The sequence below is a fragment of the Rhodococcus sp. 14C212 genome, from assembly GCF_011058195.1.
GTDB lineage: Bacteria > Actinomycetota > Actinomycetes > Mycobacteriales > Mycobacteriaceae > Rhodococcus > Rhodococcus aetherivorans.
The window spans coordinates 1-15,914 of sequence record NZ_JAALEH010000111.1 but is presented as its reverse complement, the minus strand read 5'-3'; the positions used below and the strand labels follow the sequence as shown (position 1 = coordinate 15,914).

Genomic DNA, 15,914 nt, shown 5'->3' with positions numbered 1-15,914 from the left:
CTGGGAGGGGGAGTTCGGGCGGGTGGTGGGCACGTCCAAGACGTTCAAGCAGCTGGCCCGCTTGACGGGCGCAGCGCCTCAGCGACGCGGTCCGTTCGTGCGCCGCACACTGCGCCGCAGCGACGTGCACCGCTGGGCGGGACGGCTGACGCAGCTGCCGACAAGCGAGCGGGCGCGGCTGCGCGGCATCTCGCCCGCACGGGCGCGGCAGATCCCCGCGGGTGCGATCGTCGCCGACGAGGCGATGCGCGCGCTCGACGTCGATCTGCTCGACGTGAGTCCGTGGGCGCTGCGCGAGGGCGTGATGCTGCAGCACTTGGCGACGGTGACCGCCCCGGACGCCGCGTTGCCGCTGCAACCGCTGGTGCCCTCCGAGCCGGAGAAGGCGCAGCTGGTGTCGTTGCCGACGGAAGCGTCGAGGCGAACGGGATTCGCGTGACGGGACACTACTCGCGGATCATCGCCCACGTGCGCGGCCCGTCGCCGGGCAGGTCCACGGTGCCGACGACGTCGAACCCGAGCCTGCGGTAGAACGCGACGTTCCGCTCCGACGACGTCTCGAGATACGCCGGTACCCCCGCCCCGCGGGCTTCCCCGAGGCCGGGACCGAGGACCGCGCCGCCCAGCCCCGAGCCCTGCCGGTCCGGATCGACGGCGACGGTCGCGAGGAACCACGCCGGCTCGGTGGGCCGCAGCGGCGCCAGCGCCTCCTCCGCGGCCGCCGCCGCGTCGGCCCGATCGCCGGACAGCTCGGCGACGCGTCCGGCGATGCGCGCGAAAGCCTCCGGTATGCCGGTGGATTCGGGGGTGGTCCACACCGCGACGGCCGAGGCGTCGTCGGACACCCACACCCGCCCGCAGCGCAGACCGATCTCGGTCAGATACAGCCGCTGCAACTCCTCGACGCGTTTCAGGTGGTCACGGGCATCGACGGTGTGGCGGGTGAACGGATAGTCGGCGAAGGCGCGCGCCAGGGTGCGGGCCGCGCGGTCGACGTCGGCGGGCTCGGCGGGGCGTATCTCGGTCATCGCGACCCACCGTAGAGCCGCGCCGGGTCCGGCCGCGAGCCGTTTATGGTGCGGCCCGGTTGGTGGGCCGGATCTCGAACCGTTCGGGAATCCGTAGCCACGCGGTGCTCACCGTCGACCAGTCGCCCACCCCGGGCCACGGCCCCGACTGACTGTGCCGGTAGCCGCCGGCCTCGTAGCGGTCGTACGGCACCTCGGACAGCCGGGGGTGGGCGCACAGCAGGCCGAGGGCCGACAGGTGCACGGCGTCCCACTCCTCGGCGATCGACGGCCAGTCCGGGACGTGCGCGCCGCGGTACTCGAGCGGGTGGGCGGCGATCAGGGCCGCCCAGTCGTCGGCGGTGTCGATCCGGGCGATCCGCGTGACGTCCGGATCGAAGTGCACGGTGTAGCGGGCGGGGTCGTTCAGGCCGCGCAGGTTCTCGCCGCTGGCGCTCCACGTGTCGGTCGTCCCGTCGTGCAGGGGCGTCGCGGTCCAGAACGCGCCGTCGGGCAGCGTGCCGGGACGTGCGCGGTTGCGCACCCGCGGCAGGCTCAGCTCGGTGATCGTGCCCTCGTGGGTCTGCGGGGAGTCGAGAGTGTTCCGGCTCGGGTGACGCAGGGCGGCGCAGATCGCCTCGGCCGTCTCGATCGTCGCCGGTGCGGTGAGGGCCATGTCCAGGACGTCGTTGGCGCCGTTGCCGTACAGGTACATCGAGATAATCAGCACGATGTCGTCGACGAAGTCCTCGAGGGCGTCGGCCTCGACGAACTCGGCGACGGACGGCCGCGGATCCGCGTCACGGTAGGCGTGCAGATACCACTGGACGAGCATGCGTCCCGGGACGGTGTCGAGGAGGTTCGCCGCGGCATCCGAGCACATACCGGACATGTTGCCGTACGCCGGCTCCATGCCGGCTGAGCACACGCCCTACCGGGTGGCCGGTGCTCAGGCGCCGGCTCTCGTGGTCCGCCGCTCGATCGCGACTGCGGGTGCCGGGACCGGTGGCGTCAGTGCCGGCGGCAGCGCGAGCACGACGATCTTGACCCACACGGAGCCGATCTGACGGCCCAGCCCGCCGGTGTTGTAGGGCAGGCGGTACTTCTCACACAGAGCCTGCACCTCGGGCGCCATCGCCGGATACCGGTGCGCCGGGATATCGGGGAACAGATGGTGCTCGATCTGGTGCGAGAGGTTTCCGGACATGATGTGGAACAGCGGGCTGCCGGTGATGTTCGCCGATCCAAGCATCTGCCGCACGTACCACTGCCCGCGGGTCTCGTCGGCGGTTTCGTCCTCGGTGAAGATCTGCACGCCGGACGGGAAGTGGCCGCAGAAGATGATGGAGAACGCCCACACGTTGCGGACCAGGTTGGCGGCGGCGTTCCCGGCCAGAGTCGGGAGCAGCAGCGGCCCGGACAACAGGGGAAAGACCACGTAGTCCTTGAGGACCTGGGGCCCGGCCTTGCGCCACCAGCCGCGGACCAGGGGTGCGATGTCGCGCCACGGGCGTCGGCCCCGGAGTACGCGGTCGGTCTCGAGGTTGTGGAGCATCACGCCCCATTCGAAGGTGAGCATCAGCAGGAGCGCATACAGCGGGTTGCCCAGGTAGTACGGGTTCCAACGCTGACCGGGGTCCATCCGCAGGATGCCGTACCCGATGTCGCGGTCCCGCCCGAGGATGTTCGTGTAGGTGTGATGCATGTAGTTGTGCGAGTATTTCCACTGGTCGGCGGGACAGACGTTGTCCCATTCGAAGTCCTGGGAGTTCACGCCGGGCTCGCGCATCCAGTCGTACTGACCGTGCAGCACGTTGTGCCCGATCTCCATATTGTCGAGAATCTTCGAAATCCCGAGTGCGCCAACGCCGGCCAGCCACGCCGGCGGAAACACCCCCAAATGCATCAGGACTCGGCCGGCCACCTCGGCGCCCCGCTGCACCTTGATGATGCGAAAGAGGTAGTCGCGATCCTGGGTGCCGAGGTCCGCGGTGATGCGGGCCCGCAGCGCATCGAGTTCGCGCCCGAGTTCCTCGACCCGGTCGTGGTCGAGCACGACCACGTCCGCGGGTGGCCTGCTCGCCGGGGAGCGGCCCGGCAGCGGAAGCGTCGGCAACGACGGTGTAGGCAAATTCAGTCCGAGCATCTCGGGCCTCCTCGTTCTGGTGCGGTGCTGTGACCGGTCCGGTCGCCGTGGACACCCACCGTGTCGTCCCTGCTCGAGAGGTGCACCGCCGGCGACCTCGGCGCACCGGGGGGTGTCGGCAGCAGTGGCAACCGGCCACAGTGTCTCCTCTGCGCCGAGATCGGCACTCGATTCATCCAGTGTCGTGCCCTCGGATCTCCGGAGGATGGCCGCCACTTGAATATTGGGTTTCCGGGGGCAGTTGCTCGAGTGGTTGCGGGGTGGGTCGGAGATTCTCGACGCGTGGGGCTTGCGCCGCCGCTATTCAGCGTTACTATGTACCAGTAGTCAGTAATACTGAGTAGTTGAGGGGGTGTTCCGTGAGCAAGCAGATGACGGAGATGCTCAAGGGAACGCTGGAGGGCATCGTCCTCGCGATCGTTTCCAACCGGCCCGCATACGGCTACGAGATCACGGCATGGTTGCGGGAGCAGGGCTTCTCCGACATCGCCGAAGGCACCATCTACGCCCTGCTCGTCAGGATCGAGAAGAGAGGCCTCGTCGACGTGGAGAAGGTGCCGTCCGAGAAGGGGCCGCCGCGCAAGGTGTATTCGCTCAACGCGCAGGGGCAGGAATACCTCGAAGAGTTCTGGAGGACATGGAGCTTCCTCGCAGACCGGCTCGAACAGCTCCACGAAGGAGGCAGGTGACCATGTTCATCTCGAAGATGATCGACGAAAAGCGGCGATGGCGGCAATACAAGGCACGCACGAAACAGCTTCCCGCGAGCTATCGCACGGCGGTCGAGGCTCTCGAGCGGTACCTGATGCACTTCGGGCCGGGGGACCCCTCCAGCGCGGCTTCGATGTTCGAGGACCTTGCCGATCTCTTCGAGCAGAGCGCGGCGGACGGAACGCCGATCCGCGCGGTCGTCGGGGAGGACCCGGTGGAGTTCGCCGAGGCATTCCTCCGGAACTACCCGGAGGGTCAGTGGATCAGCAAGGAACGTGAACGGCTGACCGACACCATCAATCGCGTCGCAGGCCCCGAATCGTGACGCACGGGAGAACGGATATCCGGATGACAACCGATCAGGTGCAGGGGCCGGCGATCCGCGTGGAGGGCCTGGAGAAGTCTTTCAAGGACCTGCAGGTGCTGCGCGGCGTCGACTTCGACGTGGCGCGGGGCAGCATCTTCGCCCTGCTGGGCTCCAACGGGGCGGGAAAGACCACGATCGTGAAAATCCTGTCCACGCTGCTGAAGTCCGACGCGGGAACTGCCGGCGTCAACGGCTTCGACGTCGCCACGCAGGCTGCGGACGTGCGAGAGTCCATCAGCCTCACGGGACAGTTCGCCGCCGTCGACGAACTCCTCAGCGGGCGCGAGAACCTCGTGCTGGTCGCCCAGCTACGGCACCTCGAGGACCCGGGCAGGATCGCGGATGACCTGCTCGAGCGATTCTCGCTGACCGACGCGGCCGCGCGGAAGGTGTCGACGTATTCCGGTGGCATGCGCCGCCGCCTCGACATCGCGATGAGCCTCATCGGGGATCCGCCGGTCATCTTCCTCGACGAGCCGACGACCGGACTCGACCCCCAGGCGCGCCTCGAGGTGTGGCACGCCGTCGAGGAACTCGCCGAGCACGGCACGACGGTGCTGCTCACGACACAGTACCTGGACGAGGCCGAACAACTCGCCGACCGAATCGCGATCCTCCACGAGGGCCGGATCATCGTGAACGGCACCCTCACCGAACTCAAGCAGCTGCTCCCGCCCGCCAAGGTCGAATACGTCGAAAAGCAGCCGACACTCGAAGATGTCTTCCTTGCCCTCGTCGGTGACGACGGCAAGGACGGCGACGCCGGCACTGCCGCAGCGTCGCCACGGACGAGTAAGGAACACCGATGACCAAGCACTTCTCCCGCGACACCGCCGTCCTGCTGAAACGATCCCTGCGGCACATCACGCGCAGCCCGGACACCATCGTCACGACCACGATCATGCCGATCGCCTTCCTGCTGCTGTTCGTCTACGTGTTCGGCGGCGCGATCGACTCAGGCTCGGATTCGTATGTGAACTACCTGCTGCCCGGCATTCTGCTCATCACGATTGCTTCGGGCATCTCCTACACCGCATTCCGGCTCTTCCTGGACATGAAGAGCGGCATCTTCGAGCGATTCCAGTCCATGCCCATCGCACGCTCGTCCGTCCTGTGGGCGCACGTGGGGACCTCGCTGGTCGCCAATCTGGTCTCGCTCGTGGTCGTCGTGCTCGTTGCCCTCCTCATGGGCTTCCGCTCGGGGGCGGGCGTGTCGGCGTGGCTCGCGGTCGCCGGCATGCTGATCCTGTTCACCCTGGCGTTGACGTGGATCGCCGTAATCCCCGGTCTCTCAGCGAAGTCCGCGGACGGCGCGATCGCGTTCTCCTACCCGCTCATCTTCCTACCGTTCATCAGCTCGGCATTCGTGCCCACCGACACCATGCCCGGCCCGGTGCGCGCCTTCGCCGAGCACCAGCCGGTGACGTCCCTCGTCAACGCCATCCGCGACCTGTTCACACAGCAGCCGGTCGGCGCCGACATCTGGATCGCCCTCGCCTGGTGTGTCGGCATCCTGATCGTCGCGTACATCTTCGCCATGGTCACCTACCGACGCAGGATCGCCTAGTGGCTGCGACCGTGCCTCACGCCACGGGCTGTGGCTCGGGGAACTGGAAACTCCCGTCGACAATCGCCTCGCGTGTTCCGTAGAGCCGGACGAGGTAGCGCCATCCCTCGGGGATATAGATGAAGTTCGGCTGGTCCGGATCACCGTCGAAGTGGATCGTGACGCTGCCGTCATCGTTCGGCTCTGCGGTGACGCTGTTCACGATATAGGCGTCGTAGCTGTTCTTGACGATGGCCAGGTCACGGTCGTAGACGGTGACCGACCAGAACCCGTCGACCGGAACGTCTCGCACGGTGAGCGTGTGTGGCGTCTTACCGTCATTCCGGGACGGGGCGCCTTGGAGGATCAGCGCCTCGGACGGTTCGGGAACTCCGGTCCACCCTGAAGCGCTGGCGACGTAGAACTTCACGGGGTCGACCTGGTCGACGTCACCGAACGCATTCGACCAGTCGTCCATCGTGTAATAGAGGGTCCTGAACGCCGCGTCGACACGTCGGTACGATTCCCTGTCCCAGTTGGGGATCTCGAACGAGCCGGCCGATGCTTGCTCTACCACGATCTCGTTCTGGAGTTCTTGGACTTGCCTCACATCGACCGGGTCGTTCGGGTCCACGAAAGTGCGAAAATTCACCCCGATGTAGCGCGTGCCTGCTTGCTCTCGCGTGATCGTGTACTTGCCGGGCCTTGTGGTGCTCAGCTTCAGATACTGGTCTTCATTTTGGACGAGCATCGACTGGTACCGGCCACCGGTCTCGGGCTTCGTGATGGTCACCGGCTCGGTCAGATCGAAGACGCCCAATGAGTAGAGCGTGTCCCGATTCTCCCCGATGCCCAACTGGACTTCGCCGACGGTGCGAGCTCCCTGACATGGTGGAACCTGCCGAACCCGCCATTCTCCACGGTTGCCTGAAATGAGGCATGGCAGTTGGCACGGGGGTAGTTCTCCCACGTGACGGAGACCGTCCCGCTGCCTTCTGTCGCGCGTTGTGTCTCGTCATTCACGGCTGATGCTCCTCTCGGGCGCGTGCGCAGTCACGCTGCGTGCCCGTCGGAGGATGCGCCCCTCGGCGTGGTGCACGTGACCGTCGCGGGTCTTCCTGGTTCTGAGTATGCTGCCGGCGCGTCGGGTTCACGGTCGGGTCCACCAAGGTGGGAGGACGCCGGCGCGGCCGCCTGGGACGAGTGGGACGGTCATCGTCGGCAACGATCGGGCTGGATACCGGGACGGGCGCCGCGGCGGGGAGCGGTGGGCCACGAACTCACCCGACCCGCCGACGTGCGCGCCGTGGCCACCCGCCTTCCCGTCCGGTCGGGCAGGGACTACCGTTCGCGCATGCGTGCAGCCGCCGTCGTCGTCGCCTGTCTGGTCGGCGCGGCCGCGTGCGCGTCCCCACCGCCGCCGGACCGGCCACCGCCGCCGCCGGCGCGTGTCACGGTCGACGGCCGTGGCCTGATTCTGGACGGGAAGCCGTGGTGGCCGACCGGGCTCAACGCCTATCAGCTCGCCTCCGACTGGGACGTCAACGGCGGCTGCGGCGCGCAGGTGGACCTGGACGTGTACTTCTCGTCGCTGCCGCCGTCGTCGCTGACGCGGTTCAACGCCTTTCAGGCGCTGGCGTTGAACCGCGTCACCGGGACGCTGGACTTCGCGGCGATCGACGCCGTGTTCGCCGCCGCCGAGCGGCACGGACAGCTCGTGATGCCGGTGCTGTCCCCGCAGGACGGCGCGTGCGGCAACGAGCTGTACAAGGACCGCGCCTGGTACGAGCACGGCTGGACCACGCGCCGGGCCCCGTTCGCGGTCAGCTACCGCGACTGGGTGCGGCTGGCCGTGGACCGATGGCGGGTCTCACCGGCGCTCGCCGCGTGGGACCTGCTGGGCGAGCCCGAGCCGGGCGTGTGCGGCGACGAGGCGTGCAGCCTGTCGCGGCGTTCGTGCCCGGCCGACTCGGCGCAGCTGCTGCGGTCGTGGACCGACGCGGTCGGGCGGATCGTGCGGGAGACCGATCCGCGGCACCCGATCACCCTCGGCCTGATCGGCGGTGACCAGTGCGGCAGCGCCGGGGACGGCTACGCGCAGCTCGCGAAGTCGCCGTACGTGGACGTGCTGCAGTATCACGACTACGACGCGGCGGCGTGGCTGCCGGTGCGGCTCGGGCAGGTGACCAAGCCGATCCTGGTGGCCGAGCTGGGCGTCGAGGCCGGCAGTTGCCTGCCGCTGACCGAACGGGCCCAGCGTGTGGACGCGGCCCTGACCGGCTACCGCGAGGCCGGCGCCGCCGGCGCGTTGCTGTGGGCGTTCGTGCCGGACCCGCGCACCGGGGAGTGCACGTACGACATTGGTCCCGGCGATCCGGCGTGGGATGTGCTTGCCCGGCACGGGGTCTCGGGATCGTGACCCAGCGCCGTCGGTCCTGGACCGTTCCGCTTCCCGAGTGGCACGTCGACATGCACCCGGACCTCCATCCGCGGCCGCATGTGTCGTAATCGAACCGAAAGGGCGAAATGGTCCAAAGGCCCTGCCGAGGACGAGTACCGCGGCGCACACTGGCAATTGCCGGTTTGGACGCGGAAGGGGAGCACCATGTCTCAGAGTATGCGGACCGATGAAGGCATGTCGGTCAAGCAGGGCATTGCCGCCGGGACATCGATCGGGGCCGCGGTCATCATGGCCACCATCGGGATCCTGCAGTTCTTCCAGGGAATCGCCGCAGTGGCCGAGGACGAGCTGTTCGTCCAGGGGCAGGAGTACACGTTCAAGTTCGACTTCACCACGTGGGGGTGGATCCACATCGTCTTCGGTGTCGTGATGGTGGTGGTGGGCATTGCCTTGATCACCGGCGCGACGTGGGCACGGGTGTCGGCAATCGTCATCGCCGCGCTGTCGATCCTCGCGAATTTCATGTGGTTGCCGTACTACCCGTGGTGGTCGGTGCTGATCATCGCGCTCGACGTGGTGGTGATCTGGGCGGTCTCGACCTGGAACCCGCGAGCCGACTACTACTGAGCCGAGTACCACCGATCGGGGGCGGTGCGCGCCGTGCAGCGCGCCCGCCGTCCCCGTTCCCCGAAGGCGTGCGAGTCGTGGGCTTTTCACGCCCGAGTCGTGAGTCGAGAGCTGGGTCCGAGAGCGCGGCGCCGGCGCACAGTTCGGAGGAAGGGTCCGTATCATGACCGACGACGCCCCCATTACGGCCCGGGTTCCTCGTCCCCCGCCGGGCGAGGACGAGATGCTGCAGATCGAGCTGGTCGTCGCGCGACTCGTCGCCTGCTTTCCCGCCGTCCCGTCCACCGACATCGACATCGCCGTGCGGACCGCCGAGAAGCGGTTCGCCGATGCGAAGATCCGAGCCTTCGTGCCGCTGTTGATCGAAAGGTCCGCCCGTCGCGACCTCGGCGACGGTTCCCACGCGCCGCGGACCGAACGCGCGTAGCGGCAGTGGTGTCGCCACCGGGACGTCACCGTCGGGCTCGTCCTCAGTGCCCCGTTCATCCCCGCGATGTGGGATATGCAGAGGCCGCCGGTTGCCTGCCTACGCTCGCGAACGAGGGGGTTCGGGGCATCCGAGTTCATACGGAACGTGTTTTCGGCGAACCGGGACCGGTGTCCGGTTCGCCGAGTTCGCCACCTGGCTGCAACTCCACGGCAACGACCCCCTCGCGCTCGGCGTGGTGGACGAACTCGGCGCCGGGGCCGAAGAACAACCGGGGGCGCACGGCGTCGAGGCCGATCGGCCACATCGTGCCGTAGTGGATCGGCACTGCCAGGCCCGCCTCCACCAGCCGTGCGACGATCGCGGCCCGAGCCGGGTCGAGGTGGCCGTTGCCGAGGGTCGGACCCCAGCCGCCGACGGGTAACAGCGCGAGGTCCACCGCGCCGACGTGGTCGGCGAGGTCCGGGTACAGGTCGGTGTCGCCGGCGAAGTAGGTTCGCCGGTCACCCTCGACGACGTACCCGATCGCCGGCGCGAGTTCCGGTCCGCGCCGCCAGCGTCGGCCGTCGTGGTCGGCGGGCACGGCGCGCACGGTGACCGTGCCGATCCGTGTCTCGTCGCCGGGCCGCAGCGGCACCAGACGGTCGGCGAATCGGCGCAGTGCGGGCAGGCCGTCGATCGCCCGCCACGGGACCACGATCGGAACGTCCGGATCGAGCAGCCGCAGCGACGGCAGGTGGGTGTGGTCGGCGTGCAGGTGCGAGAGCAGGACCACGTCCGGGTTGCGCACGTGCGGTCCGCTCGGGGTGGGCCCCCGGCGGCGGCGCAGGTGCGCGACGCGGTCGGTCAGCACCGGATCGGTCAGGACGACCGTCCCGCGGTCCACGATCAGCGCGCTGGCATGCCCGAGCCAACGCATACCGGATGCGGCGGTATTCGGACCCGGCGTCGCGTTCACGACCCTTACGATTCCAGATGAGGGAAGGGGGTGCGATGCGCACGGTGGGCGGCGTGGTGCGGGTGCTCGTCGAGTTCCTCGTGCTGTGGGGGTCGTCGGCGCTCGCGCTCCTCGTGCTCGACCGCATCCTCGGCGGCATCACCCTGGACCGGTCGGGCTTTGCTCCGCTACCGACGCTCCCTGCCGCGTTGGTGCTCGCGTTGGTGTTCGGCCTCCTGAACGCGGCGCTGTGGCCTGTGATGATGCGGTTCATGTCGTGGATCGGGCCGGTGCTGCTGTTCGTCGGGGTGTTCCTCGCCGGCGGTGTGATCATGCTGTTGGCGCTGTATTTGGTGCCGGTCGCGACGGTGGACCAGCCGCGCGATGCGGTCTTCCTCGCGGCGCTGCTCTCGCTGTTCACCTCCGTGGTCTCGGGCGCGATCGCGTCCCGTTCCGATACCGCGTACCGGTTGATGCTGATGCGCCGGCAGCGGTTCCGGTTGCGTCGCAACGCCGCGCTCGTGGAGGCGTCCCCGGGGCTGTTGTGCATTCAGATCGACGGCCTCGGTTACGACGTACTGCGGCGCGCGATCGCCGACGGTGTCACCCCTGGGCTGGCGAAGTTGGTGCGCGAGTCCCACCGGCTGGTGCCGTGGCACACCGACTGGAGCAGTCAGACCGGTGCGACCCAGCTGGGCGTGCTGCACGGCTCCAACCACAACGTGCCGGCGTTCCGCTGGTACGACAAGACGACCGAGCGCATCTCGGTGTTCAGCAACCCGGCCGACAACGAACAGCGCGAACTCGAACGAGCCGAGATCCCCAGTCTGCTCGCGCACGACGGTACGAGCCGCGGCAACCTGTTCACCGGCGGCGCGCACGACAACGTGCTCGTCGTCAGCCGCATGCGCGGTGCCCGCCTCGGCGGCGGTGCCGGCTACAGCGACTATTTCGCCGACCCGGCGAGCGCGCTGCGCACGTTCATCCGGATGTTCGCGGAACTGCAACGGGAAGTACGCCAGTCACTGCGGCAGAAGCGAAAGGACATCCAGCCGCGGGTGCCGCGGGGCGGGATGTATCCGTTCGTGCGGGCGTTCGCGACCGTGCTCGCCACCGACGTCGCCGCCGCCGCGGTGGTCGGTGATCTGATCAAGGGGCGCAGCGTCGTCTACGTCGACCTGATCGGTTACGACGAGGTCTCGCACCACTCCGGCATCTCCAGGCCCGAGACCCTGGCGGTGCTGACCAAACTCGACGAGATCGTCGAGATGCTGCTCGCTGTGATGGAGCAGGCCGATCGGCCCTACCGCGCCGTCGTGCTCTCGGACCACGGGCAGAGTCAGGGCGCGACCTTCCTGCAACGCTACGGAGAAACGCTGCGGCAGTTGGTCATCCGGCTGGTCGCGCAGGGCGATCCGGCCGCGGTGGGCCGTCACCGGTACGAGCGCGACTCCGATACCTCCGCGCCGCCCGGCGCGGAGGGGCGCGCCTACGCCGCAGCCAGCATGCACGCGTCGACCGCCGGCGAGGAGGCCCACGCCCAGGCAGGCGAACCGATCGTGCTCGGCTCGGGCAACCTCGGTCTGATCTACTTCCCGCACCTGCCCGGACGCGCCGACGTCAACACCATCGAGGCCGCCCACCCTGGGCTGCTCACCGGGCTCCGCGAGCATCCCGGGATCGGGTTCCTGCTCGTGGCCGCCCCCGGCGGGTCCGTGGTGCTCGGACCCCACGGGCAGGTCGACGTGACCACCGGCGAGGTCACCGGCCGAAACCCCCTCGCGGTGATGGGCCCCGACGCGCTGGCGAAGGTGCGACGCACCGACACCTTCGACAACGTCGCCGACATCATGGTCGGCGGCACGTACTGGCCCGACACCGACGAGGTCGCGGCGTTCGAGGAGCAGGTCGGGTCGCACGGCGGCATGGGCGGACCGCAGAGCACCCCGTTTCTCCTCTACCCCGCCGACCTGCCCGCACCACCCGAGCCGCTGCACGGCGCCGAAAACGTGCACAAGGTGCTCGTCGGATGGCGGGATCTGCTGGCGGGACCGCGCACAGCGGTGACGAATCAGGACGTGTCGGCTCATGCGGACGACCCGGGACGCCGGGCACCCCGGGGCTGACAGCAGGTCGCCAGGTCGGCGGGACGACGGGCAGAAGGTGCACCCGTTCTCTTGCCCACCTGGCGGCAGGTCATCGCACCGATGCCCGCACCCGGGCGACAGGTCAGCCGACGGGCACGCCGTCACGCCCGGCGGCGCCCTGCCCGAGCGCGTGGGCCTTGAGTTGCTCGAACTCCGCGGCGGTGATCGCACCCGAGTCGAGCAGTGCCTTCGCGTCGGCGATCTGCTCGGCCGGCGACTTGCCCACCGCCACCTTCCGGATGTACTCGTCGGTGGCCTGCTTGGTGTGCGCTTGTGCCTGCTGCGCCCGCAGCGCCATGCCTCGACCACGGACGATCAGGTAGACCAGCGCGCTGATGTACGGGAAGAGCACCAGCACGATCACCCACACCGCCTTGACGAAGCCGGAGACGGCGGGATCGCGGAACAGATCGACGAGAATCTGGAACAGCACCATCAGATACGCCACGAAGGCGAACACGACGATCGTGTACCACACGTAATCCCAGAACGAATCCATGACATGAACCTCCTCGACCGGGCCGACGGCGTCGACGCCGTCGGCTGTGGGAACTGCGGGACGGTGCTGCAGCGATACCGTCGTTACGGCACCGCCGTCGTTCGCGACTTCACCAGATTCAGCAACCGCTGACGGGCGAGTCGTTCTCCGAGTTCCGGCAGATCCGGCTCCGGAACCCCGCTCAGATCATCGACACCAGCTACCACCACGGCCTCGACGACCGCTCGTGGCACATCGTCGCCGAACTCGGCGACCAGCCGATCCACCGTGACGGGGTCGGCACCGGAACCCGGCATGCTCATCTCGTATCCCTGCTGCCTCGGCCCTCGACGGGTCGAGCGCACTGATCGTACGCCTCCCATCTGCGCAAAGCGCCCGAAACCGTCAACACGACGCCCGCGCCGCTCCCGGGTCGGCTGTGCCGGGAAGAACACTGCGGCGACCGCCCCGACGAGACCGAGGAGCGCCGGCGCGATCAGAGCCGGAGCGAATGTCGTCGACACCACCGTTGCCGGCATGTTCCTCATCCGGGTGACCCATGGATCGTTCACGCCGGACTCCTCGGTGCTCGAAGCCGGCAGTCGCACGAAGCGCCGATAGGTATTGGCCCCGAGAACCATCCGCTGCTCCGCGTCGTACACGGCGAGGCGGTGGTCGAGCAGCTCGGTGCCTTGCTTGCCCCAGTAGCCGCCCCAGTTGCTCCGCGGTGATCGGGGTGCGCCGGCGAATACCGACCACCGAAGACCGACCCTCGGCGCCCTTCCCGCGCCGGAAATCCGTCGGCTCCGGCCGACCGGCAGGTGCTCTAATTCGTCCCCGACTCACTCGGCCGCAGCGCCCGGTAAAGCCGGTCCGGGTCGAGTTCGGGGAGCGGGGCCACGACCACACCGAGCGCCCGGGCCTCGGCCACCGCACGGGCCAGCAACCGGCGGGCATGCTCGTAGCGGCACCGAAGATCGTCGGTCAGCGCAACATCGCGCAGTGCGACTCCCGCGGGGACCTCGTCGAGCGCCTCCGCGACCAGAGACCGCACGATCAGAACCCCGGTCTGCACACCCTCGACCGCCCAACGCTGCTGCCACTGCATGCCGACCGCCCTCGACTCGGCCCAGCACCGATCACCCGCCGCCATTATCCGCCCCGCAGGCCCGCGGCGTCACGCCTTGGAACAAGAGGATCGGCGTCGGTGACCTCCGTGAGGAGCCGCCCGACGGGACCGGGCGCCGGCCCGGGGGATGGGGGCGACCAAGATCAACGCTGGGTGGACGGCGATTCGATTGCGGGAGGTGGCATGCCGCCCTCACACCGCCCGGTTCGGATCCCGGAGTCCGAGCCGGATGGTGCGGTGACAAACACCTGATCGTGGGGTTGAGTCGACTCTGTGCGTCCAACCAAACTGTCAGTCGCATTGGGCCGAGAAGCCCTCGCCGCGCGTACCGAATCCGCGAACGGCTGGTTGCAGGGAACACCACCGGGACGGACGGTCCGGCGCGTCATCGACGGGCTCATCGACATCGAGCTCGCCGACCGATCGATGAGCCTCGCAGCCAAGATCTTCACCTCGGTGCTGCCATTGATCATCGCCGCCTCGATCTTCAGTAACTGGGATCTCGCCACCCGCGCAATCGAGGACCAACTCGGTCTCGACTCGACCGCTCTGCCGACCGGGACCAGCGTATTCACCGCCGCTGACCCGTCCTTCGCGGCATTCGGTGTCCTGGGGTTGCTGCTGGTCGTCATCAGCGGCACATCATTCACCCGGACGCTGGCACGGATCTACGGAAAGATCTGGAACGTGCCGTCGATCAGCGCCCGCGACGCCTGGCGGTGGCTGGTGGTCCTCCTCTTGATCGCAGCGTCGACTGCGCTGATCGGCGTGATCCGGCAGGTGTCCGGGCTGCAGTACGTCGGCAGACCGCTGGCGATCCTCGGCGAACTGGCGGTGTGGATGGCCGTGTGGACCGTGTGCCCGCATCTGCTCACCAAGGGTGCGTTGTCCGGTCGCGTGCTGTGGGCCACCGGGATGCTCACCGCGTCGGGCCTCACAATGGTCCGTGCCGCAGGTCGGATCGTGCTGCCGAGGTTCACAGCCACAGCAGAGGCGAAGTTCGGTCCCCTGGGGGTGGTGTTCACCTCGATCAGCTGGCTGTTCGTGCTGTCGCTGGTGATCGTGGGTGCCGCGACGATCACCAAAGCACTCGCCCTCGACGAGAGTTACCTCGGCAGATACCTCCGCGGGCCGAGCACCGGCGCCTGAGGCAGCCCGCCGGCGATGCCCGGTTCGGTCAGTGCGTCGGTGAACGCCCGCGAGATGTACTCACCGAGCGCATCCGAGTGATGAACCAAACCTGTTGAAGTGAAACCCAATCGGCTCTCCTTCGGGTGAACAGTGCTCGGGCACGCCGCTGACCAGCGGTGTGACTTTCGTGTGGTCATCACCCGCCACCCCAGGGGCATCGACCACCCCCGCAGTAGGTGAAGGACCGTCTCAGCCCGACGGTTCGGTGGCGGAGAGATCAGGGAGATGGGTGGCGGCCCAGCTGGCGAGAAGCTTGAGCCGGTCCTCGGAGGCGGTTCCGGGTTCGGCGGTGTAGATGGTCAGATCCAGGACCCAGTCGTCGTCCGCGGCCAGGTCCAGGGAGTGGTACACGAGGTCGAGGGGCCCGACCACCGGGTGGTTGAACTGCTTGTTCCCGGCGTGGTGGATGCGGACGTTGTGTGCTGCCCACCGGGCGCGGAATTCGTCGCTGAGCGTGGAGAGTTCACCGACGAGCTGGCGCAGGTCCTTGTTGTGCGGGTCGCGGCCGGCCTCGGCGCGCAACAGCGCCACGGTCACGTTGGCGGCCCCGTCCCAGTCCGGGAAGTAGTCCTGGGCGCCGGGGTCGAGGAACTGGAATCGGGCGATGTTGGCGGGTCTGCGGTCGTCGGTGAACAGCGGCGAGTACAGCGCGCGGCCGAGCGCGTTGGTGGCGAGGATGTCCATGCGTCCGTTGCGGACGAACGCGGCGGAGGCGGTCATCGAATCGAGCATCCACTGCACCCGCGGCCGCACCTGGGCCTGCTTGCGGCGACGGGGTGCGCGGTGGGTGGGCCGGGCGG

General features: G+C 68.4%; 17 protein-coding genes and 3 pseudogenes. 10 read left to right on the top strand and 10 right to left on the bottom strand.

All coding sequences use genetic code 11. The features are described 5' to 3' along the window. Positions 1-439, top strand: a pseudogene (locus G6038_RS27310) (hypothetical protein); the annotation flags it as partial. A gap of 7 nt (positions 440-446) precedes the next feature. On the opposite strand, the gene G6038_RS27305 reads toward G6038_RS27310, so the two are convergent. From G6038_RS27305 to G6038_RS27295, 3 genes are read right to left on the bottom strand one after another with little or no spacing between them, the layout of a single operon-like run. Then, positions 447-1,028: a GNAT family N-acetyltransferase gene (locus G6038_RS27305; RefSeq protein ID WP_165041579.1), complete on the bottom strand. Its 582-nt coding sequence runs from the start codon at positions 1,026-1,028 to the stop codon at positions 447-449. A 43-nt stretch (positions 1,029-1,071) separates the two neighbouring features. Next, positions 1,072-1,920, bottom strand: a complete 849-nt coding sequence (locus G6038_RS27300) for a hypothetical protein (RefSeq protein ID WP_240918779.1) — start codon at positions 1,918-1,920, stop codon at positions 1,072-1,074. A gap of 36 nt (positions 1,921-1,956) precedes the next feature. Continuing rightward, on the bottom strand, positions 1,957-3,153 hold the full coding sequence (locus tag G6038_RS27295) for an acyl-CoA desaturase (protein ID WP_165041577.1): 1,197 nt from the start codon (positions 3,151-3,153) through the stop codon (positions 1,957-1,959). A 359-nt stretch (positions 3,154-3,512) separates the two neighbouring features. Here G6038_RS27295 and G6038_RS27290 point away from each other — a divergent pair, with 359 nt between their 5' ends. From G6038_RS27290 to G6038_RS27275, 4 genes are read left to right on the top strand one after another with little or no spacing between them, the layout of a single operon-like run. Beyond that, entirely contained in the window at positions 3,513-3,842 is a 330-nt protein-coding gene (locus tag G6038_RS27290) for a PadR family transcriptional regulator (protein ID WP_165041575.1), read from the top strand. A gap of 2 nt (positions 3,843-3,844) precedes the next feature. Further along, entirely contained in the window at positions 3,845-4,189 is a 345-nt protein-coding gene (locus G6038_RS27285; RefSeq protein ID WP_165041583.1) for a DUF1048 domain-containing protein, read from the top strand. 23 nt (positions 4,190-4,212) lie between these two features. Then, entirely contained in the window at positions 4,213-5,040 is an 828-nt protein-coding gene (locus G6038_RS27280) for an ATP-binding cassette domain-containing protein (protein WP_165041573.1), read from the top strand. After that, entirely contained in the window at positions 5,037-5,798 is a 762-nt protein-coding gene (locus tag G6038_RS27275) for an ABC transporter permease (RefSeq protein ID WP_165041571.1), read from the top strand. Before G6038_RS27280 ends, G6038_RS27275 begins: the two co-directional genes overlap by 4 nt. 16 nt (positions 5,799-5,814) lie before the next feature. Here the strand turns inward: G6038_RS27275 and G6038_RS27270 are convergent, their stop codons facing one another. Next, positions 5,815-6,633, bottom strand: a complete 819-nt coding sequence (locus G6038_RS27270) for a DUF1214 domain-containing protein (protein WP_206025707.1) — start codon at positions 6,631-6,633, stop codon at positions 5,815-5,817. A 498-nt stretch (positions 6,634-7,131) separates the two neighbouring features. Between G6038_RS27270 and G6038_RS27265 the strand changes: the two genes are divergently transcribed. The 3 genes from G6038_RS27265 to G6038_RS27255 all read left to right on the top strand — a co-directional run bounded on the left by G6038_RS27265 (position 7,132) and on the right by G6038_RS27255 (position 9,232). Next, the gene (locus G6038_RS27265; RefSeq protein WP_165041569.1) at positions 7,132-8,196 is read left to right on the top strand and encodes a beta-mannosidase; all 1,065 of its coding nucleotides are present in this window, start codon (positions 7,132-7,134) and stop codon (positions 8,194-8,196) included. A gap of 186 nt (positions 8,197-8,382) precedes the next feature. Further along, positions 8,383-8,805 carry a hypothetical protein gene (locus G6038_RS27260; protein ID WP_165041567.1) on the top strand — a complete coding sequence of 141 codons (423 nt, stop codon included), beginning with the start codon at positions 8,383-8,385 and terminating at the stop codon, positions 8,803-8,805. Between the two features lie 163 nt (positions 8,806-8,968). Further along, positions 8,969-9,232, top strand: coding sequence for a hypothetical protein (locus tag G6038_RS27255; RefSeq protein ID WP_165041565.1), 264 nt, complete (start codon positions 8,969-8,971; stop codon positions 9,230-9,232). A gap of 136 nt (positions 9,233-9,368) precedes the next feature. Here the strand turns inward: G6038_RS27255 and G6038_RS27250 are convergent, their stop codons facing one another. Then, the gene (locus G6038_RS27250; RefSeq protein ID WP_165041563.1) at positions 9,369-10,190 is read right to left on the bottom strand and encodes an MBL fold metallo-hydrolase; all 822 of its coding nucleotides are present in this window, start codon (positions 10,188-10,190) and stop codon (positions 9,369-9,371) included. A 35-nt stretch (positions 10,191-10,225) separates the two neighbouring features. Between G6038_RS27250 and G6038_RS27245 the strand changes: the two genes are divergently transcribed. After that, a complete protein-coding gene (locus G6038_RS27245) occupies positions 10,226-12,295 on the top strand; it encodes a phage holin family protein (RefSeq protein ID WP_165041561.1) in 2,070 nt (689 codons plus the stop codon). Positions 12,296-12,398: 103 nt separating this feature from the next. On the opposite strand, the gene G6038_RS27240 is transcribed toward G6038_RS27245, so the two are convergent. From G6038_RS27240 to G6038_RS27225, 3 genes and pseudogenes are all read right to left on the bottom strand, one after another. Next, on the bottom strand, positions 12,399-12,815 hold the full coding sequence (locus G6038_RS27240) for an SHOCT domain-containing protein (protein WP_165041558.1): 417 nt from the start codon (positions 12,813-12,815) through the stop codon (positions 12,399-12,401). Positions 12,816-13,306: 491 nt separating this feature from the next. After that, a pseudogene (locus G6038_RS27230) lies at positions 13,307-13,513 on the bottom strand (deaminase); the annotation flags it as partial. Positions 13,514-13,620: 107 nt separating this feature from the next. Continuing rightward, the gene (locus tag G6038_RS27225; protein ID WP_165041556.1) at positions 13,621-13,902 is read right to left on the bottom strand and encodes a hypothetical protein; all 282 of its coding nucleotides are present in this window, start codon (positions 13,900-13,902) and stop codon (positions 13,621-13,623) included. Between the two features lie 294 nt (positions 13,903-14,196). On the opposite strand from G6038_RS27225, the gene G6038_RS27220 reads away from it, so the two are divergent. Continuing rightward, entirely contained in the window at positions 14,197-15,072 is an 876-nt protein-coding gene (locus G6038_RS27220; RefSeq protein WP_165041554.1) for a hypothetical protein, read from the top strand. Between the two features lie 8 nt (positions 15,073-15,080). On the opposite strand, the pseudogene G6038_RS27215 reads toward G6038_RS27220, so the two are convergent. Both G6038_RS27215 and G6038_RS27210 read right to left on the bottom strand, forming a co-directional pair. Next, positions 15,081-15,266, bottom strand: a pseudogene (locus tag G6038_RS27215) (IS3 family transposase); the annotation flags it as partial. A gap of 37 nt (positions 15,267-15,303) precedes the next feature. Beyond that, positions 15,304-15,914: transcriptional regulator (locus G6038_RS27210; protein ID WP_165041552.1), on the bottom strand; the 611-nt coding region annotated here is incomplete at its 5' end.

What these genes read in the sequence shown, in the direction of transcription:
- G6038_RS27305 (WP_165041579.1), bottom strand. Translation starts at nt 1,028, where the DNA reads ATGACCGAGATACGCCCCGCCGAGCCCGCCGACGTCGACCGCGCGGCC.
- G6038_RS27300 (WP_240918779.1), bottom strand. Translation starts at nt 1,920, where the DNA reads ATGGAGCCGGCGTACGGCAACATGTCCGGTATGTGCTCGGATGCCGCG.
- G6038_RS27295 (WP_165041577.1), bottom strand. Translation starts at nt 3,153, where the DNA reads ATGCTCGGACTGAATTTGCCTACACCGTCGTTGCCGACGCTTCCGCTG.
- G6038_RS27285 (WP_165041583.1), top strand. Translation starts at nt 3,845, where the DNA reads ATGTTCATCTCGAAGATGATCGACGAAAAGCGGCGATGGCGGCAATAC.
- G6038_RS27280 (WP_165041573.1), top strand. Translation starts at nt 4,213, where the DNA reads ATGACAACCGATCAGGTGCAGGGGCCGGCGATCCGCGTGGAGGGCCTG.
- G6038_RS27275 (WP_165041571.1), top strand. Translation starts at nt 5,037, where the DNA reads ATGACCAAGCACTTCTCCCGCGACACCGCCGTCCTGCTGAAACGATCC.
- G6038_RS27265 (WP_165041569.1), top strand. Translation starts at nt 7,132, where the DNA reads ATGCGTGCAGCCGCCGTCGTCGTCGCCTGTCTGGTCGGCGCGGCCGCG.
- G6038_RS27260 (WP_165041567.1), top strand. Translation starts at nt 8,383, where the DNA reads ATGTCTCAGAGTATGCGGACCGATGAAGGCATGTCGGTCAAGCAGGGC.
- G6038_RS27255 (WP_165041565.1), top strand. Translation starts at nt 8,969, where the DNA reads ATGACCGACGACGCCCCCATTACGGCCCGGGTTCCTCGTCCCCCGCCG.
- G6038_RS27245 (WP_165041561.1), top strand. Translation starts at nt 10,226, where the DNA reads ATGCGCACGGTGGGCGGCGTGGTGCGGGTGCTCGTCGAGTTCCTCGTG.
- G6038_RS27240 (WP_165041558.1), bottom strand. Translation starts at nt 12,815, where the DNA reads ATGGATTCGTTCTGGGATTACGTGTGGTACACGATCGTCGTGTTCGCC.
- G6038_RS27225 (WP_165041556.1), bottom strand. Translation starts at nt 13,902, where the DNA reads ATGCAGTGGCAGCAGCGTTGGGCGGTCGAGGGTGTGCAGACCGGGGTT.